A 25,341-nucleotide genomic window follows, 5' to 3' on the forward strand; every position below is an offset into this window, starting at 1 on the left:
GGAAGTTCGCCCCATGTCATTGCATTGCCCTCGCTGTCATTCCCCCAAAGTCGCTTCCTTCCATCACGCCATGAAAGTCGGCGCGGCCATCGGCACCGTGGGCGGTGCTGCGCGTGGCGTCAGTACTGCACTGGCTGGCGGTCAGGCGGGTGCGCTGATTGGCGCGATTGCCGGCCCTATCGGCATCACGCTCGGCTCGGTCTCAGGTGCCATCCTCGGCGGTCTGGCCGGCGGGGTTGGTGGTTGTGCGATCGGCGCGCAGCTAGGTGAGTCGCTCGACCGCCACGTCCTGGCCCACAACCTCTGCCTGCTTTGCGGACATCGCTTCAACTTGCCTGCTTAACCCATTTCCTCTCTCTCACTTATTACGTCTGGACAGTGCTGCGTGATGCGCAGCATTTATGCCGGCGTGCACCCCAAGGAATCTCAACCATGGCTCATCTCGTCGAAACAATGGCCTACGCTGGCGCTACTCCGTGGCATGGCCTGGGCAACCAGCTCACGCAGAAACAACCCATCGAAGTCTGGCAACGCGAAGCCGGCATGGACTGGCAGATCCAGGAAAGTTCCGTGCATTTCAAATCAGATACCGCTGGCCACCTAGGCGCCATCCACTCCTTTCCTGAACAGAAGGTGCTCTTCCGCTCGGACACCAAAGCACCGCTGTCGGTAGTTTCCCAGCGATATCACACTGTGCAGCCTAGCGAGGTGCTGGAGTTCTACCGGGATCTAACCAAAGTCTCCGGCTACGAGCTGGAAACGGCAGGCGTACTCAAAGGTGGTCGCAAGTTCTGGGCGCTGGCGCGTACCGGTCAAGGCGCAGCACTGAAGGGTAACGACCAGGTTAACGGCTACCTGCTGCTGGCCACATCCTGCGACGGCACCCTGGCCACGACGGCAACGCCGACCACCGTACGCGTAGTCTGCAACAACACCCTAACTATCGCCTTGGACGGCACCAGCCGCGCCATCAAGGTGCCGCACAGCACCCGATTCGATCCCAAGGCGGTGAAGAAACAGCTTGGCATTGCAGTCTCGCAATGGGACGACTTTATGTACCGAATGCGGGCGCTGGCCGAGCGCAAGGTGCAGTGGCATGAGGCGCTGGGCTTCTTTATGAACGTGCTGTGCGAGACCAGTCCGACCGGCGCCCTGCCGGAGGTGCTGCCCAACGAACGTGCGCTGCGCAAGGTTCAGGAGCTGTACGAGGGCCGTGGCCGTGGCAGTCAGCTCGACTCGGCACGCGGCACTGCTTGGGGTTTGCTAAACGCCGTGACCGAGTACGTCGATCACGAACGTCGGGCCCGCAGCAACGAGTACCGCATGGACTCGGCCTGGTTCGGCCAAGGTGCGCAGATCAAGCAACGCGCTCTGAATTCTGCCCTGCAACTGGTCGCCTGACTGCTTACTTCCGCCACCCCATAACGCCCGATCAGTCTCGTAGCTGATCGGGCGTTTCTATGTCCGTAAGGTGAACTCGATGAAAGCTACTCCGTTGAGCCGCACCGGCAAATCGCGCCCGGCGCTGCGCCTGATCAGTACCAAGGAATTGCCCCGTGAAGATTGGCTGGCAGTACGCAAGCAGGGTATCGGCAGTTCGGATGCAGCCGCCGCTGTCGGCCTCAATCCCTACAAATCGCAGCTGGAGCTGTGGCTAGATAAAACCGGGCGCGATACCACACTACCGAAAGCCGATCCCCACGATGAGGAAAGCCCAATGTACTGGGGCAACGTGCTGGAACCCATCGTGGCCTGGCATTACAGCAAGCGCACCCAGAACAAGGTGCGGCGCATCAACGCCGTGCTGCAGCATCCGAATCCCGAGCTGCCCTGGATGCTGGCCAACATCGACCGCGAGGTGATCGGTGCCGACGATGTGCAGATCCTCGAATGCAAGACGGCCGGCATAAACGGCGCACGCCTCTGGAAAGAGGGCGTGCCTGAATATGTGCAACTGCAGGTGATGCACCAGCTCGCCGTCACCGGCAAGCAGGCTGCGGATGTGGCGGTACTGCTGGGCGGTCAAACGCTGGAGATCCACCGCATCGAGCGGGATGAGCAAATGATTGCTCGCTTGATCGAGCTGGAGCGCAAATTCTGGCAGTACGTGGAAACCGATACGCCACCGCCGGCCGATGGTTCTGCCTCTGCTGAAATGGCGCTGCGCGCTCTATATCCGGAAGACAACGGCCAGACCATCGACTTCCGTGGCCGGGCCGGTTTGGCAGCGGCCTACCTGGAGCTCAAGGCGGTGCGTCAGTCCATCGGCGAAAAGGAAACGCGCGAGGCCCAGCTCAAGCAGATGCTGCAACAGGCCATGGGCGAAGCCACCCGCGCAGAGTTCAGTCACGGCTTCATCAGCTGGAAAAAATCCAAGGACAGCAGCGTGCTCGATGTGGATCAGATGCTCCAAGAAAAACCCTACCTGCAGATTCGTTATACCAAGCTCAAGGAAGGCAGCCGGCGCTTCTTGGTCAGCTGATCCCCACCCCATTCAACCATTCCCTCCCCTTGGCCAGTCCATGCAGTTCGCGCTGCGTGGCTGGCCTTTTTTCATTTCCAGGAGAACCACTATGCTCAAAGGTCTGGCTATAACCCCGCCTGTGCTCGGCCGAATTTCCATCGGTAAGGTCATCGAGAAGAATGGTAAACGCCTACCGGAGAAAGATGACCAGTTCACCATCACCTCGCAGGTGCAGAGCAAGGACGGCTGGCTGCTGCACCCACTCAACGACGAACTGCGCAAGAGCCAGGAAAACAAGCTGCGCAACATCCCCGTACGCCTGCTGTTCAACGAACCGGACCTGAACTTTCGCGCCGACTACACCCTGTTCGACCGCCAGTCTGGACGGCCGCTGTGTGTCGGCAATGGTGAGACCTGTAAACGTGTCACGCAGGACGGTATGCAATCGCTGCCCTGCCCTTCGCCGGATGGCTGCTCACTGGCTCAAGGCAATGCCTGCAAGCCCTACGGTCGGCTGAACGTGCTGATCGGCGATGACGATCCACTGGGCAGTTTTGTGTTCCGTACCACGGGGTTCAACAGCATCCGCACTCTGGCGGCACGTCTGCAGTACTTCAGCGCAATCTCCGGCAATCGCCTGGCCTGTCTGCCGCTGGAGCTGCGTCTGCGTAGTAAGTCCACTCGGCAGAGCCACGGTACACCGATCTTCTACGTGGACATCACGGTGCGCAGTGGGCTGAGCCTGGAAGACGCCTTGTTGGAAGCCAAGCAACGGGAGGAAACCCGACGTGCCTCGGGCTTTGATCAGAGCGCCTTGGATCACGCGGCCCAGCAGGGCTTTAGCAACGGGGCCTTTGAAGATAGCGAGGAGGACTCCGGAGCCATCGTCGAGGAGTTCTTCCCAACAGCTGAAAACTCACCCAGCAACGCAGAGACCCAACTCCAACCGGCTGCGCCAGCAAAGCCCTCACTGGTTCAGAAGCTGGAGTCTCAGGCTACCCGACACAACGGCCGGCCCTCTATCCAGTAACGTCCTTCTAGACCTTCCTAGCGTTCTCACGCATTCGTACAGGAATACCAGTATGAAATATCACAAGCTTAGCGCCGGTGAAATGACTGGCACCTATGTCATGGACTCTCCGGTCACCGAAGCCGACATCCTGCAGATGGCGCAACAACTGGCGATGAGTCGCCTGTCTAAAGGCCGGGCACTGACTGAGCCTAAGCAGGTCTTCAGCCACCTGCAAACACTGCTGCAGTACCACGAGTACGAAGTCTTTGCTCTGCTATTGCTCGATACCAAACACCGGGTGATTGGCTTCAGGGAGTTATTCCGAGGCACCCTGGATGGTGCCAGCGTGTATCCACGGGAAGTGGTCAAGATCGCCTTGGAGCATAACGCTGCGGCCGTAATCCTTGTTCATAACCACCCATCTGGTGACCCAGAGCCCAGCCTAGCCGATCGCACATTAACCACCACTCTCAAGATTGCCCTCAACATGGTTGGCACTCGGATACTGGATCATGTGGTCGTGGGCTATGAGGGCTGCGTATCGCTGGCAGAACGAGGATATCTGTAGGGGAGCTTTGCCCTTGGCATGCACCAAGTCAGCCGATGCAACACTTGGCAGCCGCTACGCCCCGGACCTTAACCAATATTGCCTCAACTCAAGGAGATCACTATGGCGTTGATACGTTTCCTGATTGCACTTCTCACCTTCATCGGTGTACTGGCAAGCGCTGCAGCAGTAGTGGTGGGTGTGATCCTGATGCTGCGATTTCCGCCGATCTTGATCGCTGTAACTATTGCCTTCCTACTCCTTCACTGGGTGCTCAAGCTCCTCCCCAAAATCGAATAAACGACATAAGGCAGACAGGAGGCTAACGTGCCTCCTGTCTGCCTCAGTGCCATTTTCTTTTTTTGTTCTGAACAGTTGAATGCTTAAGTCCGAGTCGAACTCAACAGGTCTGCCCTGCATCCCTCCTCAGTAAACTGATGGGCAGTTACGCCAAGACCGACCTGCTGATCCTCGACTACTGAAGTTGGCTCCGCTTTGGGTCACGCACAAGAGCATTCCGTGATTTTCAAAAAACATAGCGCTCCAAAAACATTGTGCAGCCAAGCTGGACGAACTCATCGATAGCAGCCTGAACTGCAGCAAGACTGCGAATCTTGGAGAGCTACGCCATGAGTTCCTTCCTTTTCTCAGGTAGCTTCAGGCTTTTGCACTGTCCTTTAAGACCCGGCCAGCAATTCTCGGCACGATTAACTCCCACTCTTGCGAACGATGATGGGCTCGGAAGGCCTCTTCACACCGATCAGAATGCCGCACCAAAACAGCTGCCACTTCACAATCCTCAATCTCAAGGTCCAGATTGAATGACTTTGCTGTACGGCCTACAACCTGACCGTCCGCATCCTGAATCAGATATCTCCCTTCATGAGCCTTGAACGCAAGCGTGTCGCCAGGCTCAAGCGCAGCCAATGTCTTATGTATTGATGCCGTAGGGTTCTGGCGCCCAGCATAATCGAGATCAATATCCTTCAAAGAGAGCTGTAGGTAGCGCTTCTCCAGCTCTGCGAGGAATTCACCCTGAAAGGTGCGGCCCATGACCTCCTCGGTAAGTTGGCGGCTGAAGGGATTGCCCCCAGGGAATTCACACACGGTCAGGGTTTGCTCGGCGCGGGTCATGCCCACGTAGTAAAGTCGGCGTTCATCGCTAAGAGCTTCCGGCTGAGTGGACCAGCCGCCATCAAGCACTACAACGTGGCGGAACTCCAATCCTTTGGCAGAATGAATAGTGCCTAGGTAAAGTCCATTCCTGGGTTGCTGGCGTAGCTCCCGGAAATAGTCGTAGAGCCAATCGACCAGCGTCTGGGCGCTCAGAGGGCATTGTCCGAACTCTGCTGTGAGCTGTTCAAAGGCGGTGGCCAATATGCCGTGCCAATCCGGCACGAGCTGCCTTTCGCTCATGCATGCCCATGCCTCGGAAGCACTCAGCGGCTCGGTAATCCCGCGTAGTATTTCAACAGCCTGCACGAAGCCGCGCTGAGCGGTCAGAGGCAAGACACCTTCCTTGTCGGCAGCAAGGCAATACGGAACGCCATGAGCTTCACACCAGGCCTGAAGGGGCAGCAGGTACTGGTGAGTACGGGCCAACACCGCGCAGCCCTGCCAATCCTCGGTGTCCAAACTGAGCAGACGTTGCAGCTCAGCCATCGCAGCTTGGGCCTGCAGGTTCGCCCTCGCGTCGCCCTCAGCCTCTATCCTCAGGCGAACCACGCGCCCTGCCCGCTCGAGGTCCAGGGTCTCCCAATCGCCGCCCTTCGGCCGTCCGCGGCGAACAGTGTCGATCTGAATCGGGTGATCCTTTTTGAGCCGATCGGGGTTGCGGCCAATGACGCTGTTGGCCGCATCGATGATGCAGCCGCTGGAGCGGTAGTTGTCGACCAGATAGTTCTTTGTGGCCGAGTAATCCTCGCGAAAGCGCTCTATGTATCGATTATTGGTATCACGCCAGGCGTAGATGTTCTGGTCATCGTCACCTACCGCCAAAATGCACAAACGTCCTTCTTCTTCCGACTTGCGCCCGGCCAATGCACTCACGAGTCGATACTGCAGGTCGTCGATGTCCTGGTATTCATCGACGAGGATGTAGCGGTAGCCTCGCATCAGTTGCTCGCGTAGATCGTCCTCGCCTTCTACCTGACGCTTGCCCTCGAGCAACTCAACAGCGTCTCCCATCACTTGGGACAGGCGCCCTTCCTCGACCGTTTCACCTCGCTCGAAGCGGGTTCCAGTCAGGCGCATCGCCATGCGGTGATAAGTCATCACGTTGACCCCAAAGGCATCGGGGCCAACCAATTTGAGCAGGCGCTGCTTGATCTCGTTGGCCGCGTGACGGTTGAAAGTCAGAGCCACGATGCAGCGCGCCGGCATGCGCCGAACTCGTAACAGATAAGCGATACGGTGCACGATCACGCGAGTCTTGCCGGAACCTGGACCAGCTAGAATCAGGCGGTTCACGTCATCGTCGTCGGACACAATAACCCGCTGGGCAGCGCTGAGTCTCTCGACGATGCTACGCCAGGACTCTTCACTCGTGGCTAGCTTAAGCACCTCCTCGCGACCTACGAAGTAGCGGCGAATGAACTCCTGTTTAGCTAGCGTGAAATAGTGCTGAACCAGGTCACGGGCCTCTCGCATCGAGCCGAGCCCAACCTCTGCATACTCGCGCATAACGTGAACCTGAATACGTTTTTCTCGGTAATGCTCATCAAGGCGCTGGTAGTCATCCTTGACGTATCCGGTACGTTTTTCCGCGTTGACTTCGATCGTCATAGCGCGACGCATGACTGTCATGCCGTGGTTCAGCGTAAGCACGTCTTGCTTGTGCAGGTACAGCAGTACGTGCTCAATGGCCTTGCGGCGCTGCGACTCCGGGATTCTGGAGCGCAGCTCTAGATCCTGATCAATCAGGCTCATGAGCTCGCCGAACGTGGTGTCGACCAACAGATCCTTGTTACGTGACCCCGGCGGCAATTTGCCAATCAGAAACGGGAGGACCACGGCAGCCAAGGCTCGCCTGCGCTCACCCAACCCTTGAATACCGTTCCAACTGTACCCGCCGCGAATACGCAGCTTGAGGAAATCCTGACTGATCTGACGCAGTTCGAAGCTGCTACGCAGTTGACTTTCGCTGTCGTGATCTTGGGCCAGACTGCGCAGCAGTCGCAGGACGTGTAGCGGTATCAGATCTTTGTTGCCGGTGGCTGTTTTGAGCGCCGAGGTCAACAGTGGCACGGTAAGATCCTGCCATTCCCCACTCTCGGCCTCCGGCGCCAATTCCTGCAGCAGGTCGAACAGGGCAGACTCAAGTTTTAAGGTGGCTTGCAGACGTTGGGTGGAAGGGAAAACAACGCCATGCCGGACGTACAAAGTGAGCTTGGAGTCGTTGACTAAAAGTCCCAAGTCCTCCATCTGTCGCAGTGTCGCTGTGACCTCTTCGGACGTGAGGCTGGTCAGTGCCATCAGGGCGTCGGTGTTGATGCGCTCATCAGCACTCGCCTCGTACAGGTAACTCAGAATGGCCTTGAATTCTTCCAGCCGTCTGGCCGGCAGTTTGGCGGTAATCAGACGCTTGTCGGCTTCATCCTTAGTCAGCTTCAGGCTTGCCGGAAAGATCTGGGTCTGATTCTCCTCCCGCTTTAAAAACTGCCCACGCTCAAGCCAGGACACGGCCGTGACGACCTTGGTTTCAGCATCGCGTTCCCCGGCCTCAAAGCTGGTCTCTACCTGCTCGTCCATCAATACTTCGCCGGCAGTGATGACGAGCCTGCCGCCCTTGCGTCGGTCGCTCTCCTTGCGTAGTTTGCGCAGGATCTGCTGAATATCACGCAGGGTCAGTTTCGACCCTTCGCACATCCCGAACTGGTTCTCGATATCCTGAGCGTCATACAGAAGCACGCATCGAGCCTGCCCTTGATCGCGTCCAGCGCGCCCAGCTTCCTGCAAGTAGTTCTCCAGCGATCCCGGTATATCAGCATGTACCACCAGGCGAATATCGGATTTGTCTACGCCCATGCCAAAGGCATTGGTGGCCACGATGATCTTGAGTTCCCCAGCCTTGAAGGCGTCCTGAATGTCCTTCTTCTCGTGTGGCTCCAGCCCAGCGTGAAAATACTTGCAGGCCCAACCGTGGCCGATCAAAAAATCAGCGAGTTCTTCAGCGCCTTTGCGGCTAGACACGAAGATCACCGCGCCGCCCTCGTTACGGCCTAGCTCTTCCGCAAGCAGCGCCTGAGTGTGGTGGCGCTTCTCTGAACGGGCACAGGGCAGGACTTCGAAGTGCAGATTGGTACGCTCGTGAGTACCGATGAAGCGCTTAAAGGTGATGCCCAGTTGCTCTTCGAAGTGCTGCTCGATGTCCTCAAGCACGTCAGGCTTGGCAGTAGCCGTAAAGCAGCCGATCGCCGCGAGCTGACCGTCACCGGTGAACTGCTTGATGAAACGCGATACATAGAGGTAATCCGGGCGAAAATCTGCGCCCCATTTGGACAAGCAATGCGCTTCGTCGTAGATCCAGGCGCCGACCTGGCGTTGGGCGATCGCGCGGCGAAAGGCCTTATTGCGAAACTGCTCGGGCGAGACCAGAAGAATGCCTACATCCCCCAACTGGATTTTCTCCAGCGCCTCGGCCCGTTCAGGCATGGTCAATAGGCCGTTCAAGGTCGCAGCACATTGGACGTTGCGAGCAAGAAGGCCGTCGACCTGATCCTTCATCAGTGACTGCAACGGCGAGATGATGACTGTCAGGCTGCCGTTGCGGTGAAAGCGATTCAGGGCCGGCAGTTGGTAGCACAGGGATTTGCCGCCCCCTGTCGCGAGAATCGCGAGCACGTGCTTGCCCTGCATACCGGCCAGCACCACGTCATGCTGTAGGGGGCGCCCGTCGGGCTCAGTCCGAAAATCCTGAATTGGGGCGAAGTATCGCCTGAGCTCGTGGCGGGGGTCATGAGTAGTGCTGCAGTAGCCGCAGTGGCTTTCTCCGCAGGGTACGTCGCGTAGATCGGCGATCAGCCGACCGACCGCGGGAAATTGGTGGCGCACCCAGGGCGCCAGAACCGAGTTGCCGCCCGAGACGCGCAGCCAGGCCAGCGCATAAGCTAATGGCCAATGCAGGGTCCCGTCCATGAGGTCGGTTTCCAGCAACTCGTTCAGACGGGTGCTGCAGACCTTGAAAGTCCGAGTCAGGGTCGGGTCGGTTTCCCTAAGCAACTCGGGAATCAGATTGCGCAATTCTGTGAGGCTACTTGGCTCCTGGCCAGTGATCGAGGCGAAGAGCGACGCCAGGTAGCTCTTCGGCGTTGAGGCGAGCAGCGCTTGGTAGCAGAGCAGTTCGGTATGGTGCTTAATGTTTAGATCTGCGAATGCCTGGTGCTGGTCGTTGAACAGAGTCAGGGTGGAGCGGCAATCGGACAGCGGTGAGTTGAGGCTGTCGCGAATGAGTTTGTAGTCTTTGACCAAGCGGTGATACGGGTTCTGTGGAAAAGACAACGGCGATAGACGTAGGGTGTCGATCACCGGCAGCTGGTGTAAGGCCAGGTGCGCGCCTTGCTCTTGGAGTATCGGCAAGTCATGGTCGATGACGTTATGGCCGAGTACGAAGCTGGCGCCCTGCCCTAGGCGATCTAGGGCCTCGAGGGCAGCGGGCAGGTCCTTGTCGACCTTACACTCGAGCTCCTCTTCCGTGTCGGGACGCATCGCGCCAACCATAAAGATGCGGTCAGGTTGATTGGCTTTGCCGGGGACGACTTCCAGGTCAAAAATCAGGCTTTTGGGTTGAGTCGGTGAAACCATCCGAACAGCATCCTTGCTAAAAACTACTGGGCTTGCGGCACTTTAACGGCAAATGCCCAGCGCAGATAGGTGCGCGAGGTCGCGGTGAGGCGCAGACAGGCAGGTAACGATTGGTATCGAGGCTTAGGAGATTGACCCAATACGGATCGGGCCGATATTGCCATTACTCCCCTGAATGTGCATTTGCAGCACGAGTGAGAAAATATCGAGACCGAGCAGGCAACTGCTTTCGGCCGATTGTGTTGAAAAAGTCGGGTTTCTCAAACTGCCAAAAAATTGATCGGCGAAATCGCCTTTTGGCACGCTGCTACGTGAAATTTCAGTCCGAATGCCTCTGCGAAAAATCTGGATTTCAATCTCCGGCGCCTACTTTTTGGTCATGGAAACTAAGGCCGATTTTTTCAACAGAATCGGCCAGTTTCAACCGTTCGACACTTACGCCTAGATCGTTGACAATCAAGAGATAAACCTGCAAGTACCTGCGCAAACTGGAGGTCTCTCAGTTATGTTCCTCCCAAAAAAAATGAAAATCTCAGGAGCAGGTTTGTCAACGCATAACCTTGTGCTATCGGGATACCCGCCTCTCCTCAGCCATATTCTCAATGGCAAAGAATATGGGCCACTCCTGAAGGGGCCGAGTATCGATAGGCATAGGGAAGAGTGGGGCACGCTCATGAGGGAGCTAACCGCGTGTGCACCCAAGGACTGTGCCATTGCCGATCGCTTTCACACTAACTGGCATGTCTCCCACCATTACATCCGAGAGTTTGTCGACGACGATGAACTGTTGATGGACATGCTCTGGACGTGGTTGCCTCGTTATAAGGGGCCTGACCTGCTGCTCTATCGTGGAGAAAATGTCGATCGACTCGAGCGCGGCAGGATTGGAACCGCATGGAGCGTTAAAGAGGAGAAAGCCCAAATGTTCGCTAGAGGGTTGAACGCTGTGGGCAAAGGTGGAGTGATCATGGAAACCACTGCGCCAGCGGATGCAATAATCGCCGGGCCGTCAGCTCACAGCATCTGGTTGGGTGAGCACGAGTTCACCGTCGACTGGCGCAGATTGGGCACGATAAGTCGTAATCGCTACTTTTCTCCGTGCCCGTGACAGTCGGCGTCGACCGCTGGCAAGCATGGAAAATAGATTGGTGCGGCGCCTCTCAGCCGGCTGATCAGAACGGCCGCTATCGGATAATTTCAACGGCTCTTTCGGGTCGATGTCTGCCGGTCATTGCTACGAATCGAGTTGATCAAATAGGACGTAAATGGCCGGCAGGTCGAATGCAAACAGGTGGGCAAGTCCAATGCAAACGCCTGGTTAGCACGAATGCAATTGACTGGTCAGTGGCAATGCAAATGGGTGGCCAAGTGGAGTGCAATTCCCCACCACCAGCATGCTGAACATGCTCGCAGCATCGGGTCGTTTGATCAGTGTGTGCCTGCACGCCCTGATCGGAGGGCTGACCTCCATCGACTTTGGAGCATGGATTGCCCTGACTCCGTTTTCATGTCGTCGTCATGACTTCTCATTCGGGACACACAGACCCAGCGATGTCGACTTGTTCTGCTCATCGCCTAGTACTTCCAGGGTGACATGGTAGGCCGGCCCGTCCGTGCGAACGACGGTCTGCACCAGCCGACCGATGGTGATTGCAGCATGTGATGCAGAAAGTGGAAGTCGCGGGTTGATGAAAGGAACGATCATGACAACGCCTGCTGAATAATGGATTGAGTACTTGAGGGAGCTCAACAGCTCCCCCTGGCTCGAAGCCCTGTAGAGCTGGCTCAGCCTCTGCTGCAACCAAATGCTCGGCATCGACTGCCGTAGTCCTTGGTAGCAGCCTTGCAGAGGTAGCTAACGCGACAGAAGTATCAGTCCATCTCTGCCGAATCACCCTGAGAGAGGTGGTACTGCGCATTGAGTGGGACATGCGCCAAGCCATCGGCATCCTCGAAAGAAATTCTCAGTGCACTGGCCCATGCAGACTGAATGCGACTGTAGAGATTCTCCCTTTCAGATTGAAAGCGTCCCACGGTGTAGTACGCATCCCTATTGAGCAGTAATACGAAGTGGTAGTGGGGCCTCCCCTCTTGTCCGATCTCCCTGAACCAGCACCATCGCACCCGTGTCTGATGTGCAGTGCCATTCAGGCGCCTGGAGCGCTCACGAGCTGATTGAATCCTGACGGAGTAGTTACACCCTGCATGGCCGCGTTGATTTCTTGCACATATGTTGACGCGACCCCCAATGCGATATCCAGATCGTCTTGGGTGAAGTCATTGCCATCAGTCAGAACCCTGCGAGCCTCGTCCAACCCGGACCTTGAAGACACATAACGTACCCCCGGCCAATGCTTGGCTGACTCAGCGGAAAGAGGTAAGAGAAAGCCCCCCGCAAAAGCAGCAAGATCCGACTCTCGAATGAATGGAAAAACACCCAACCAGTTATGCTTGTAGATTTTTACCCAAACCCCAGCGGGCCAATTCAACATCCGGATGTGCAGGGAGTAGAAGATGACGGCCTTATCGTCTTTGGATCGCTCACGCTCAACTTGAAGCTGGCCTGGATCAACACCCAGAACTGGCTCCTTGCGTAGGCGCTCCTCCAAATCGACAAATGCATTCACCACCTTACGTTCAATGCAGCTGTCATGTTGCCTCACGATCTCTTTGTAGGCCGCCTCGTTCTTGCTAAACAGCTCCCAGCACAACGCTTGCGTTCGAGTACTTCCTGTCATGTGTAGCTCGATATGGTTTACAAACTGGTCAATGAAAACAGCAGCGTTTGCAGACAACCCAGGGACACATTTGCAGGTCCTACAGATCTCAGCAATCTGCCCATAATCCATGCAGTACACCGGTACGCTGTCCTGAATATTGGCGGTCTTGGGGGCTCGCCCATTTGGGCTCAAGAAGACCAGTGCCTGCTTAAACCCTGGAAAACGTTCGCGAAGCGTCGCTTGATACCGGGCAACCTGCTTCTTCTGCTCACCGGCATCCACCTTGTTCTCGATGCCAATGACCAGTTGATGGGCAGGAAAGACAATTACCAGGTCAATGCAATTCAGCTCTCGGTAGACCTGAGAGTGCACATTCGGTTTAACGACTTCTAATAACGCTCCTGCATCCACCGCATCGCCAGAGAACAGTCGCGTTTGCGGCTGCACCAGCGCCATAACGAATCGATTGAGAAAATCGGGCCCCAAGTTATGGAGTCCGGCGCGATTCAGAAACGTCGCTAGGACGCGGGAATGCACCAGCTCCTTGCTATGAATTCCCATTGCCCTGAATGGCTCAAACTGGTGAGTAAAATCAGCCAGCTCGGCGAATGCCGAATCCTGCATCAGGGCTTCAACCATCTCTGGGGCGCTCATTGGCGAGCCCCTTGCAGCAACTCCGCCCCCGCATCCTTCTTCAGCACCTCATACACCACCGTCAAAAACACATCCCGCGTCGACTCATCGCTGAGCAGCTTGGTGGCCATGCTGGTGTAGCTGCTCATGGCACCGGCAATGGCCTGGATCGCCCGTGCAGGCAGGTCAGCCTTCATCGCCTGTTCCATGGTGTTGTTCTGCACTTGAGCCATCAGCACATTGTCAATGCGGAGCTTCTCAGAAACATGCACGACAAGTGCTACCTGATCAGTATCTGAGAATTCCGTACCCAAGGCGTTGTTGAGCTTCTCGATCAGTTCGGTCAGGTACTTCTTCTCACGGTCCTGAGCGTCGCGCAGGCCGTTGTCGGTGATGCCATACAGTCCCGGCACCTCGGCTTGAACGACAACACCGCTGAGGTTGTCGCCCTTCTTGATCTTGTAGTGACTGAGCTTGAGGTCGCCCAAGTCCACCTGCTCGGGCGTGATGCCCTTGAGGCGTTTGCGCAGCAACCGCGCATAGCTGGCAAAGGCTTCCAGGACCGGGTCAGCGAATTCCACCAACTGAGCGATGTACTCGTAGTTGCGCACGAACTTGCTCAGGCTCTCACTGAACACCATCAGCTCATCGCGGGCCTTGCAGTACTCCGAACGCTGCACGTCGGCGTACTCCATGTCTTTGTCATTACCCTCGTCATGAGCCTTCTCCCAGGCCTTTTCCCACTGATCGATGGCATCGTTGAGCGTTTTCAGCTTGCCGTTAAAACGGTCGGTCGCCGCCTGAGTCAGCGAATACAATTTCTGGTGGGTCACGTTGAGATCGACGATGGCGTTGCCGAAGGCCTCAACTTCAGCCTGCTCATAGATGAACATGCCATCCAGGCGCTGCTTGATGTCGTAGACGATGTTCGGGTCTTGTATATCGGCCATCTGAGCATCGCGGTAGAAAGTCTTGAACGCCGCCAAAATCTCCTCAGCCTTGTTGGCGAAGTCGATGACGAAGGTCTTGTCCTTGCCTGGGAAGGTACGGTTCAGGCGCGACAGCGTCTGCACCGCTTCCACGCCCGATATTTTTTTGTCCAGGTACATGGCCACTAGCTTCGGTTGGTCGAAGCCGGTCTGGTACTTGTTGGCTACGATCATCACCCGATAATCCGGGGTGTCGAATACCTTGCGCATGTCACGGCCATGCAGGCCGGGGTTGAGGTTGGTTTCGCTGAACTGGTGATCAGCCGGCAGGCTGGCCTCTTTCACATCGCTGTTTGGAACATCGCCAGAGAACGCCACCATCGCCCGCACATTGTCGTAGCCGTTGCGCTTGCAGTAATCCTCCAGCGCCAAGTGGTACTTCACCGCTGCCGCACGCGAGCTGGTGACAATCATCGCTTTGGCTTGGCCACCGAGCAGATGCGCAACGTTCTTGCGGAAGTGCTCAGCAATCAGCTCAACCTTCTGCCCCACGTTCACCGGGTTGAGCGACAGCCACTTAGCCAGCTTGCGCCGCGCACTCTTCTCATCCACTCGCTTGTCATCCACCATCTCGCTGCCAATACGCAGCGCCACGTCATAGCTGGTGTAATTCTTCAATACGTCGAGGATGAAGCCTTCCTCAATGGCCTGCTGCATGGTGTAGAGGTGAAACGGTGCCGGTGGGTTTTCCACGCTCGCCGGTTGCCCCGGCTTACGCGGGCGACCGAACAGGCTCAGGGTTGAATGCTTGGGCGTCGCGGTAAAGGCAAAGTAACTGGCATTACCGGGCCGGTTGCGCGAACTCTGCCACACAGACAGCCGCTCATCCTTGGACAGCTTTTCCCACTCGGCTTCGCTTTGCCCGGTCAGCACATAGCGCAGGTCATCGGCAGTGCTGCCGCCGGTTGAGCTGTGCGCCTCGTCGATGATGATGGCGAAGCGACGGTCGCGCAGGCTCTGCTCGCCGAGAATGATCTTCTGTGCATAGGGAAAGGTCTGCAGGGTACAGACGATGATCGGCACGCCGTCGAGCATGGCCTTGGCCAGTTGCTGACTTTTGGGCAGGCTCGACTGCTGGCGGTCGATGGCGCACACCACACCGGCCTGATGCTCGATCTGCTGGATGGCTTCTTGCAACTGCTGGTCAAGCACCTGGCGGTCGGTGACCACGATCACGCTATGGAAGAACGGCTCGCCATCCGGGCGACGCACGCGAATCAGCGAATGCGCCGTCCAAGCGATGGTATTGGTCTTACCAGAGCCGGCGCTGTGCTGAATCAAGTAAGGCTGCCCTGCACCCTCAACACGCACGGCAGCGATCATCTTGGTCACGCCTTCCCATTGATGGAAGCGCGGGAAGATCAAGCCTTCCTTGAAGTAGGTTTTGCCGTTTACGTCCTGGGCTTCCTTGCGCTCCTGCAGTACGAAGCGATGGAAGATGTGCAGCCAGTTGTCTTTCTGCAGCACCCGCTCCCAAAAGTAGCTCACCGGGTAGGTGCCGTTGTCGCCAGGCGGATTGCCGGCAGCGCCATCGTTGCCCCGATTGAACGGCAGAAAGAAGGTCGAATCACCTGCCAGTTTAGTGGTCATGCGGATGTCGCTATCGCTCATGGCGAAATGCACTACTGCACCTCGCCTGAAGGCCAGTAGCGGCTCAAGACCACCGCTCTTGCGCTCGGGCTTGCGATCTATGCGGTACTGCTGCATGGCAGCCTCGACCGATTGAGTGAAGTCAGTCTTCAGCTCCACTGTGGCCACGGGAATACCGTTAATAAAGAAGGCCAGGTCAATCTCATCTGCCTTGTCCAGCGAGTAACGCAACTGCGGCAACACGCGCAGGCGGTTAGCTTCGTAGCGCTGGATCACCGTCTTGTTGCGATCGTCCTCGGGCAGGCCTTGGCTCATCGCCAGCGTTCCTCCACCGGCCACAGCAAAGCCATAACGCAGCACGTTGACCGTGCCGCCCTCGACTTTATTTTCCAATTGCTTTACCAGCCGATCTAGAACCACATCGCGAGTACCCGCTCCATTCATGGCCTGCAGCTTGGCCATAGCTTGCGGCTGGCTTTCTTCCAGCCAGCCAAGCACATCCTCGGAGAACAGCGCACGCGCCGCGTCATAGTCAGCGGACTTGCCGACCAACCAACCAGCATCAGCCAGCTGCTCGACGATATGGCGTTCTAGTTCGCACTCGTGGTGGATATGGCTCATGTGTTTCTTCTCGCGACTAAATTATTTGGCCCTACGCCGACATTCGACCCAGGACATCAAGCTCAGATTTAATGAGCAGGCACCAGCGCAATTACGCGCTCACGCTTGAATTTCCGCACTTGGTCGAAATCCCAGAACCCCACCACATCCTGATGAAGCTCTAGGATTATCCGTGGTTCGTCGACCGAACCAGGTACTTGGCAATAACCGCCGACCTCCATCTGGTCAGACTCTACTGACCCCAACGTCCATGAGGTGCCATAGGACATATGCACCCCCAGCCATTTCTCGGCCTGCATGGAAGCAACGGGAGTGCTTTTGACTGTTCGCTGGATGCTGTCACGTAGCTCTGTACTGGCTTGCCGATCAGCCGCAATAGCAGGCAAAAGCGCCAAAAACACGGCATTCGCCTGCAGCTTGCAGAGTTTTTCGTCCGTGTCCCAGATACGGCTGACCTCTACCTTCAGCTCATCCCCCAGGTCCCATGCCAGCCAGACAAGCAGAGTGCGCAACTGCATCGTTTCATCAGCGGAGTCACCAGCGGCCTTGTCTATCACGTCGAGCAGACGCGATTGCGATCCCAGCAGATACCTGACGCTCTCATCGAGCAGATAGCGACGGTCGAGCTCTTCGACGAGAGGCTGACCCGTGGCTAGCCAGCGTTTCTGCTTGTCCAGGTGGCGCAACTCTCGAATCAAAGCCAACACTGCAATCAACTGGATAGGAGCAACGACCTGTCGCGACTCCTCCTGGCTTGCTAGTTCTAGTTGCTGAACCATTTTCCTGCACAACGACCGTGCTTTTCTGGCGACAATCTGTACGATTTCAGCATCTGAAAGCCTGGTCTTTTCAGCAGGGTTGTCAACGTAGTCCTCTGGCGTTTCGTCTTCCTGCCCTACCTGCTCTTCTTCGGTCCTCCCAGCGCGATCAACCTCAATACCTTGCACCTCAAGACCCTCGCTCAAGCGCCGCATCAGCACATCGATCAAATAGGCCAAATCACCGGACTTCAGCAGGCGCTGTTTGTGCTTACTTCTTGTCATGTCATTTACATTGATCACTAGCGAATCCGGAGCTGTACCAGCCACCGGCCTGTCCGACCTTCCGCGATGCTCACGGATGGCCTCCTCGATCTCGTGGTCCGTCTGCTCAGCAAAAATGACTCGTTCGACGCTTGCGATGAGCTTTGAGATATCAGCATCGCTGGATCCCAATTCGCTAAGAGCCGAACGAATCTGATAATGCCTGGAGGATTGCGCGGTCGACTCGATGATGGAAGGATGCAGAATCATGGCGCGAGCGACAGGGTAGCCCTCCTCCTCCAGCAGACAGGAGCGAATGTCAGTTGGCTCGACTGTCGTTCTGAACGCGACTTCATCGTCGCTGCAGTCGATCACATAGACTCGCTCCAGCTCCTCCTGGTTAGGACCGAGCAGTACCGCACTGGTGACAACAAGAGGGTTTCCCCGGCAGGTGATACGTACCAGACCCTGTTGCAGGATGGAAAAGCCCGAGAGGATCGGCAAACCGCCCTCGAGATACTTGATCTCACCGGCCGCATTGCGCTGCCGGATATCGACAAACGCCTCATAATCCAGATCAGGTAGCTCGAACAGATCGCGCATCGAAGTTGCCTCAGCGGCCTTGCGGGCGGCACTGCCGACCTGCAGTAGAACCGCTTCGACGTTGCCACTCCCAGCGCTGCCCATCCAGGCAGGACGGCTTGGATTGGCACTGCCACTGACAAATACATCTGCAGCAGCATGATCGGACTCGAAGTAGAAAACCTTCGCGTGCAGATAACTCGCCTCCTTGCTCCACAGCGAACGTGCATCAACGTGCCGTGCCGCTTTGACATCACTGATTCCGGGATGCTGGACCGTCTCGGGGTCGATGCCAACCACCACTTGGGCCTCAGGCCAGCGAGCCTTCAGCTCCCGAATCAGAAGTAGCTCGCGATCAAAGAAGGCGCCCAGCACTGCGACCCTTCTGACCGGCGCGGTGATATGCACGGCTACTTGCTCAATAAGTGATGGGGCTCCTGCCCACTGTCCTAAAACGGCTGGCGTGGTCATAGGACCAGCCCTGGCGATCAACGGAGCAATAAAGCGGTCGATAGCCAGAGCTGATTCCAATATCGGCATAGGCACCTTGCCATGCTCCAGATTGATCCAATCTCGGAGCATCTGCCAGACCGACCTGAGAATGGCTGCGCCCTCTCCATCTTTAACGCCGCCAACCTCAATCCAGTTGGTGATTTCGCGATTGAAACCCAGCCCGGACAGAGTCAGGTTATGGCTACCGATGAGGATCGAAGCTTTCTTCGGTCCCAGCAACAGGCAGATCTTCGGGTGAAAGGCCCCATTTACCCCAATGGGCAAAAGCGTGTAAGCATGCCCAGCCAAACGAGGTCGGGTCGCCTGACTTCCCCAAGCGACGGCACATTGCTGGCGATCCATCAGAACCACGTTATGCCGGCATCCAGCACTAACCAACTTTCGGAGCAACACCTCCTCGTAAAAGGGGAGTGTCGCGTTGAATGTGGTGATCAGCGAAGCCTCGTACCCCCCTCGCTTGATCACCTCGAGAAGAGAAACGGCTTCAGACACTGGCCACCTCCATCAGCTCTCTGCCCAAATCGGTCAGTCGGATCTTTTGCTGGTCATCGCACGTAAAGACTCCTAGGTCACGCAGGATCTGCACTGCCGGTCTAAAGCGCGGAGTCGTCTGGGAAGGTGGCGGGATCTGATCGCACACCACTTCCAAGCCACGCTCCGAGGGACGCAATTGGAAAGTCGATCGACTTGACTGTCGAAGCTTGCGCAGTGCCACACGCAGATGTGTATCCAAGCTCCATAAAACCAATTCGCTAACCACCTGCTGGAGGGACATCGACTGCCAGTCGGCACAGCGATTACGGAAGCTCATCAGATTGATCGGGTAGTCCCTGAGCGACTCAGGAGTAATCGCTAGCCCCGAATAAGGCAACTTATTAAGATCGTCGCGGACAACAAGCAAGGCCAGTAACTTAAGGCTCTGAGCCAGCAAGGTCTTGATCTCAGCTTCGGGCTTCCACCCGTCAATCAGCTGCCTGCCGAGTTGGAACTCATGCGCAACGTTGCCCCAGTCACTCAGGTCCGGCCCCTGATCTCTTGATTGAGTTACAAGTGCATCGAAGCTGCTCTGCCCCAGATCACTCAACACTCCAGCAACCTTTTCCGAGCTAGCAAACCACTCGGCGAACGCTTCAACCGAGTTGAACATCTGTCGCTGACCGGAGAACTGTGGCTGCAGCTCCCTTAAGCAAATGGCAAGGATGGTTTGGAAGGCCACTGATAGCAAGTCGTTACGCACGTATACGACCCAATGCGCACAGGTGTTTCGCAAGGCCTCAGGAATAACCCACGGCTTACCACCGGGCAGCGCGCCGGTATAGACGCACGCGCGAAACGTTGCCTCAGAGAGTTCAGAGCCAGCCGGAAGCGCATCAGCCAACTGCTGGATCAGCGCCAGGCTCCGGCGGCGTTGCTCGCCCTCCTCCGCGTAAGCACTGCTACTATCGAAGAAGATATCGATGAGCTGTTGGCACTCTGCGGGGCTTGAAGGAATATTGCAGCCACAGAATCCACTGAGCTCATCCAAGGCCGCCAGCGTTACTTCGTCGCCCTCGACCATCTGCCAGAAACGCTCGCCAGGAATACCCGAATCGAAGTTCTTCGCCAGCAGTGCTCCATACTCCTTGCTATATCTGACCCAGGACTGCGTGGACGACTCCATGATCATCAGATCGGACAAGGTGCCGACGTAATACTGCGACAGACCACCTAGCCTGTTCATGAAGTAACGATGCGGAGAGTCCTCGGTCGTAGCGTACTGGGATAACCGCAGAGATTCATCGGCTTTCAAACTGGCCAATGCGGGAACGAGCTTGGAGCGGCCTACCATCGCGACGCCATGCAGCTCATTTTCTTGATCACTCGTCTGTGAATGCCGCTCGGCGATCAGGGTGAACAGACAATCCGCTCGCCGGAATAGCTCGACGAAGTGGGCATAATCATCCTTCGCATAACGCTGATCATAGGACCACACAAGCCAAGGATAGAAAGAGTAGTAGCGCGCGCGATCGGTTACGTTGGTAATGCCTGGCAGCAGCTGGCCATAGATCATCACACAGGGAGCCTGTGTGCCGAGGTGATCGATCCCGGAACTCGCGTAGGGCGGTTTCAGCCAGCTTGTGGTGAGTTTCATCGACGTTTAATCCTTCAATACGCCTGGTAGATGCGACTGCTCACCCGACTGGTGGCGCCCTCTCAATCAATGTTCTAGTTGCTGTCAGTCTTCGGCCAGAACTGGCGCTTGCATGTTGAGTTGCCGATCTTGCCAAACAGCATAGGTTTCGCCGCTGCCTCCCACCAACCAGGATGTGCGCCCATTTGCTGCCCGACCGCAGACCACCGCTGCCGCTGCGCTGGGGCTGCTGAAGGCGTAGTCGTCGCTGAACAATAAATGTTCTCCGCCATCAGCCACCAGCACGCCTTCGTCGATTAGATGTTTGAACAGGCCCTGATAGCCACGCTCGGTTCCCACCCATTCGGCACGGCTTTTTGAGCCCTTGAGCACGAAGAACTCACCGTCGATCTCCTGGCCCTGAGCGCTGATACGGTAGCGCGGTACCTCAAGGGTGAAACGGGGTGAGCGACTGACCGGTGCATCTGAGTTTAAAGCTACGGCAGTGGAAGGCTTAGTCAGCTCGCGCAGAAAGTCAAAGCCGAGTACAGGCAGCACGGTGCGAATCTGCTCAAGGAAGAAGGCCATGTCGGCGCGGTCGGACTCCGGCAGGCTGCCATAGTCATGTGCAGTGCCATTAAGCAGCTCGCAGCGTCCGACTGTATTAGCGATACCGATCAGCAGGCTTTCCAGATACTTCACATGGGTCTTGGTCAGGTTCTGATCCTTGCTGGTGACCAGACAAACCTTTTCCCAGAAGTCCTTACCGCCCGCCGTACCCTCGAACGCCTCAGGGCGATTGTGCTGTTTGAGACGCTTGGCTACGTCGTCCGACTCGCCGATATACACCTTAGAACGCAGGTTGTTCTCAGGGTCGGGGCCGACCAGAAAGTACACGCCGGTACGCCCGCACTCTGGGCGCTGCACCAGCTCGGCTAGCTTGCTGCGCGGGCCGGTCAGCACATGACCGGTCCAGTTCATGATCTCGGCGGTAAGCAGGCCATTGGGTGTGCCGTCCACCAGGAATATGCGAATGCTACGGCCTTGGTTCATGCAGCCTCCCGCAGGTCGATCTGGCCGGTGACGGCGGCGGTGATCAGGCCGGAGCGACGCTCTTTTAGAAGTTCTATGCTGAGCTCGGTTTTGGTTAACAACACATCAAGGCGCTCGCACTCAACGCGAACATGCTGGGCAATCTCTCGCTGCTCAAGCGTTGGTGGAAAAGCAAAACGGTATTGGCGAAACTTCTCAGCCGGCAGATGCGCAATTGTTGCCTTCGAGTCCGACTCTTCAAAGACCCCGCGCTTTTTAGCGGTAAGAAGTGAGAAGAAGAAAAACTCTGCTGTGTCGTTGTCTTGTGAGCGAGGACGCAAGCGATGTAGAGCTTTCTGATAACCGAAAACAGAGCTTTCCCCCCTCCAAATAGCTGCACGCCCAACATCCCCACCTTCGCAGACCATCAGATCCCCTTCCCTGACGGTATAGCGCTCAAGCTCCGCCGGATGAATATCCATTTCTGGTAGATCTTGGGTATTGATGGCCCCCCATTGCACATCCTGATTTCTAAGGTACGAAACCAGGCTGGTCTTGGTGAGCTTTTTCTCGTCGAGCATTTTCCCTAACTCAACCGAGTATCGGAAACTGAGTTTGCAGACGGCCCAATGCTCCGGCACATCCCCCAGCCACTCCACGCCGGAGTCTTTCATCTTCACATTCGGATCAAGACCCTTGGTGACGGCATGGGTGATCAGTGCCTGGCGCTTTTCACGCAGCAGCTCGACAAAGCGGGTTTTCTTCTCCACTAGCGCATCGATGCGGGCGGTTTCGCGGTCGAGGTGGACAGCAATGGATTGTTGCTCTTCTACAGGTGGCACTGTTACAGAAAGGCTGCCGATCACCCCCATGCCAATGTTTTGCTGCGTCCCATAGCTCCAGTTCAGGGCAACAGCTTCTTGGAAGCTACGCGAGCGCATGAAATTCAGAACAAAATAAGGATTGGAACCTTCGTTACAGCGAATGACTGCCAGCGGTGACCAGATATTGAACTCAGCATCTGTTTCGACGATGGCCGTCACACCAGTGGTCGCACCGGACTTGATCATGAAGATATCGCCACGTTTAGGCAGATATTTCTGGGAGTACCGCTCGTGATCGGCTTTAGAGATGAAACCTCGGATCTTGTCGAAATTAATTTTTCCGGAGGACACTGCTTCGGCAGAAACAAACGGAACGCCGCTATCAAGAAAATCAGGCGTCTCATGCGGCCCATCAGTTACAGGTATCGCAACGACGTGCTTGATCGCCATGACCTGCCAATGCTCCGGCACCTGCCCCAACCACTCCACCCCGGAATCCTTGTACACCGGGTACGGTTTGTAATGACTCACGCCGTCACCTCACCCAGCAACGCAGCGATCTCGGCCTCCACAGCCTTGAGTTCAGCATCGATCTCAGCCAACGCACGCGGTGGTTGGTAGATGTAGAAGTACCGGTTGAAATTGATCTCGTAGCCAACGATCCCGACCAGCCCGTCCTTTGCATCCGTCTTGCTTGTGTCGATCCAGGCGTCCGGCAAATGGGGCAGCACTTCGCGTGCGAAGTACTCGTCGATGGACTGATTCAGCGGCACATTCTCGTTTTCACGCAAGTCGCTATCGGCCTGCACATTGCCCTTGTCGTCCAGCACCGGCTGGGCGTCGCCATCACGCACGCCGAAACAACTCAGAGCGGCTTTCAGGGCGGCCTTGCCGAGCTTCTTGATTCCCGCCGCCTTGAGGAAGGCTGGCAGGCTGTCGAAGCTGCCTTCGACCTTGGCGAAAGCGTCGACTTGATCAGCCCCCTTGGTGGCCTGATATGCCGCGAGTTTGTCCGGTGTCACCGAGAAACGCAGGCGCAGCGGCCGCTCGACGGTAATGCGCCGGTAGCCGAAGTCGGTAGTGGCAAACACCTTGCTATTCGGCGCGCTTTCACCGGCCTCATGCAGCTTGGCGATGACGGCAATCTGCTGTTCAGAGAGAAACTTACGCTTACTGCCCAGACTTTTGCGCATGGGCGCATGCATGGCGGTGGCGTCGATCAGTTGCACCTGACCTTTGCGCGCGGCACCCTTGTGGTTGGACAGCACCCAGATGTAGGTGCCAATGCCGGTGTTATAGAACAAGTCGTTCGGCAGGGCGATGATCGCCTCCAGCCAATCGCTCTCAAGAATCCAGCGGCGGATTTCCGACTCGCCGGACCCCGCACCACCATTGAACAATGGCGAACCGGACAGCACGATGCCGATGCGGCTACCACCCAACTTCACCGGCTTGCGTTTGGACAGCAGGTGCATCAGGAACAGCAGCGAGCCATCGCCCACACGTGGCAGGCCGGCTCCAAAACGCCCAGCAAAGCCGAGATTTTTCTGCTCGTCCTGTACCTGCGTCTGCACCTTCTCCCACTTCACACCGAACGGCGGGTTGGCAAGACAGTAGTCGAACTGCTCATGGGGCAACTGGTCGTTACTCAGGGTGTTACCCAGCTTAATGTTCTTGGTGTCATAACCCTGAATGAGTTTATCAGCCACCGAAATCGCGTAGGTCTCGGGGTTCAATTCCTGGGCATAGGGCACCAGGCGAGCATTGGGATTCCACTCGACAACCTGCTCGATGGCCGACGACAAAAAGCCCCCCGTACCGGCGGCGCAGTCGTAAACGGTGCGCACCACACCATCGCCATTCAGCGCCTGATGGTCAGGGGCGAAAATCAGTGTGGTAGCCAGGCGCACCACGTCACGCGGGGTAAAAAACTCCCCAGCGGTGTCATTAGCCGACTCTGCAAACTTGCGGATCAAGTGCTCGAAAACCAGGCCCATTTCGTGGTTGCTGATAACATTCGGGTGCAGATCAATGCTGGCGAATTTCTGCGTCACCAGGTACAGCAGGTTAGCTTTCTCCAACTTCTCCAGCCAGCCATCGAAGGCGAAGTGCTCGAACACTTGTCGGGCGTTGGCGGAAAACTTGGCAATGTAGTCCTCCAGGTTGGCACGGGTACTGGTGGAACCAACACTGTCTAAGGCGAACTGGGAGACGTTATAGAAGGTGGCGCCAGCGGAAGCTGGCAGAATCAGGTCCATGTCCACGCCGCTGGCCTGCATGGCCTGGTACTGGCTACGCACCTTGTCACGAGTCGGCTCCAGTACACACTCCAGACGACGCAGCACCGTGAACGGCAGAATGATGCGCCCGAACTCCGATTGTTTGAAATCGCCACGCAGCACATCGGCCACCCTCCAGATGAAGTCGGCTAGGTTTTGCTGGTTCACGCGAGGGAATCCTTGTCTAGAGTGAATCGCAGAGAATGACTGCCAATGGCTTCTCTGCGATGCGTTGATTACGAATAGCCGAACCTTAACTGCTTGGGTAAATCAGAGCCAGCACGATGGTGCTGACCTGTAGCCTTTTCAGACAGTCCCGCTTTACCGAGATGTGGACTTCAGTACCTTTCAGCTTTCATTCCGTTGAAACTGGATCCGAACGACCAAGCATGCGCTGAATATTGATCAGAATTTGTGAGTCATGCGTGCACAGACACCTGAAAGAGCACTGGCCCACCAACGATCCCGGAGGTTGTGCCCGATTCCTTTATGGATTAATACCCATCGACTATCGACTATCGACTCACGCTAGCCTCCAGCTACGTTGCAGCACATCCAGCAGTGCGTACTGCCGCGCCGCAACTACCCTTGGCGTCCAGCC

At 56.7% G+C, this 25,341-nt stretch carries 16 protein-coding genes and 1 pseudogene; 7 read left to right on the plus strand and 10 right to left on the minus strand.

The features are described 5' to 3' along the window. Positions 1 to 13: 13 nt before the first annotated feature. The 6 genes from E3W21_RS23925 (at position 14) to E3W21_RS31240 (ending at position 4,323) form a co-directional block, all read left to right on the plus strand. Positions 14 to 343 (plus strand): hypothetical protein, encoded by a 330-nt coding sequence (locus E3W21_RS23925; RefSeq protein WP_134422061.1) that lies wholly within the window; start codon positions 14 to 16, stop codon positions 341 to 343. Positions 344 to 432: 89 nt separating this feature from the next. After that, a complete protein-coding gene (locus E3W21_RS23930; protein WP_134422062.1) occupies positions 433 to 1,401 on the plus strand; it encodes a DUF932 domain-containing protein in 969 nt (322 codons plus the stop codon). Between the two features lie 79 nt (positions 1,402 to 1,480). Beyond that, complete coding sequence (locus E3W21_RS23935; protein WP_134422063.1) at positions 1,481 to 2,482, plus strand: YqaJ viral recombinase family protein; 1,002 nt, start codon at positions 1,481 to 1,483, stop codon at positions 2,480 to 2,482. Positions 2,483 to 2,573: 91 nt separating this feature from the next. Continuing rightward, positions 2,574 to 3,494: a hydrolase or metal-binding protein gene (locus E3W21_RS23940; protein ID WP_134422064.1), complete on the plus strand. Its 921-nt coding sequence runs from the start codon at positions 2,574 to 2,576 to the stop codon at positions 3,492 to 3,494. Between the two features lie 52 nt (positions 3,495 to 3,546). Continuing rightward, positions 3,547 to 4,044 carry a DNA repair protein RadC gene (gene radC / locus E3W21_RS23945; RefSeq protein WP_134422065.1) on the plus strand — a complete coding sequence of 166 codons (498 nt, stop codon included), beginning with the start codon at positions 3,547 to 3,549 and terminating at the stop codon, positions 4,042 to 4,044. Positions 4,045 to 4,146: 102 nt separating this feature from the next. Further along, positions 4,147 to 4,323: a hypothetical protein gene (locus E3W21_RS31240; protein WP_166793866.1), complete on the plus strand. Its 177-nt coding sequence runs from the start codon at positions 4,147 to 4,149 to the stop codon at positions 4,321 to 4,323. Between the two features lie 357 nt (positions 4,324 to 4,680). Here the strand turns inward: E3W21_RS31240 and E3W21_RS23950 are convergent, their stop codons facing one another. Further along, on the minus strand, positions 4,681 to 9,825 hold the full coding sequence (locus tag E3W21_RS23950) for a RecQ family ATP-dependent DNA helicase (RefSeq protein ID WP_134422066.1): 5,145 nt from the start codon (positions 9,823 to 9,825) through the stop codon (positions 4,681 to 4,683). A 505-nt stretch (positions 9,826 to 10,330) separates the two neighbouring features. On the opposite strand from E3W21_RS23950, the gene E3W21_RS23955 reads away from it, so the two are divergent. Beyond that, a complete protein-coding gene (locus E3W21_RS23955; RefSeq protein WP_256661633.1) occupies positions 10,331 to 10,933 on the plus strand; it encodes a hypothetical protein in 603 nt (200 codons plus the stop codon). Between the two features lie 408 nt (positions 10,934 to 11,341). Here the strand turns inward: E3W21_RS23955 and E3W21_RS23960 are convergent, their stop codons facing one another. The 9 genes and pseudogenes from E3W21_RS23960 to E3W21_RS24005 all read right to left on the minus strand — a co-directional run bounded on the left by E3W21_RS23960 (position 11,342) and on the right by E3W21_RS24005 (position 24,908). After that, positions 11,342 to 11,530 (minus strand): hypothetical protein, encoded by a 189-nt coding sequence (locus E3W21_RS23960; protein ID WP_134422067.1) that lies wholly within the window; start codon positions 11,528 to 11,530, stop codon positions 11,342 to 11,344. A gap of 80 nt (positions 11,531 to 11,610) precedes the next feature. Beyond that, a pseudogene (locus tag E3W21_RS32440) lies at positions 11,611 to 11,949 on the minus strand (inovirus-type Gp2 protein). A gap of 23 nt (positions 11,950 to 11,972) precedes the next feature. Beyond that, positions 11,973 to 13,199 (minus strand): PD-(D/E)XK nuclease family protein, encoded by a 1,227-nt coding sequence (locus tag E3W21_RS23975; protein ID WP_134422068.1) that lies wholly within the window; start codon positions 13,197 to 13,199, stop codon positions 11,973 to 11,975. After that, complete coding sequence (locus E3W21_RS23980) at positions 13,196 to 16,378, minus strand: type I restriction endonuclease subunit R (RefSeq protein WP_134422069.1); 3,183 nt, start codon at positions 16,376 to 16,378, stop codon at positions 13,196 to 13,198. Before E3W21_RS23980 ends, E3W21_RS23975 begins: the two co-directional genes overlap by 4 nt. 68 nt (positions 16,379 to 16,446) lie before the next feature. After that, positions 16,447 to 18,987, minus strand: a complete 2,541-nt coding sequence (locus E3W21_RS23985) for a hypothetical protein (RefSeq protein WP_134422070.1) — start codon at positions 18,985 to 18,987, stop codon at positions 16,447 to 16,449. After that, complete coding sequence (locus E3W21_RS23990; protein WP_134422071.1) at positions 18,980 to 20,626, minus strand: hypothetical protein; 1,647 nt, start codon at positions 20,624 to 20,626, stop codon at positions 18,980 to 18,982. The genes E3W21_RS23985 and E3W21_RS23990 overlap by 8 nt, the downstream gene beginning before the upstream one ends. An 84-nt stretch (positions 20,627 to 20,710) precedes the next feature. Continuing rightward, entirely contained in the window at positions 20,711 to 21,658 is a 948-nt protein-coding gene (locus E3W21_RS23995; protein ID WP_134422072.1) for a GIY-YIG nuclease family protein, read from the minus strand. Then, positions 21,655 to 22,992, minus strand: coding sequence for a restriction endonuclease subunit S (locus E3W21_RS24000; protein WP_134422073.1), 1,338 nt, complete (start codon positions 22,990 to 22,992; stop codon positions 21,655 to 21,657). Before E3W21_RS24000 ends, E3W21_RS23995 begins: the two co-directional genes overlap by 4 nt. After that, positions 22,989 to 24,908: a class I SAM-dependent DNA methyltransferase gene (locus E3W21_RS24005; protein ID WP_134422074.1), complete on the minus strand. Its 1,920-nt coding sequence runs from the start codon at positions 24,906 to 24,908 to the stop codon at positions 22,989 to 22,991. Before E3W21_RS24005 ends, E3W21_RS24000 begins: the two co-directional genes overlap by 4 nt. Positions 24,909 to 25,341 lie beyond the last annotated feature (433 nt).

It is taken from the genome of Pseudomonas sp. F01002, from assembly GCF_004402115.1.
In the GTDB taxonomy this organism is placed as follows: domain Bacteria; phylum Pseudomonadota; class Gammaproteobacteria; order Pseudomonadales; family Pseudomonadaceae; genus Aquipseudomonas; species Aquipseudomonas frigoris.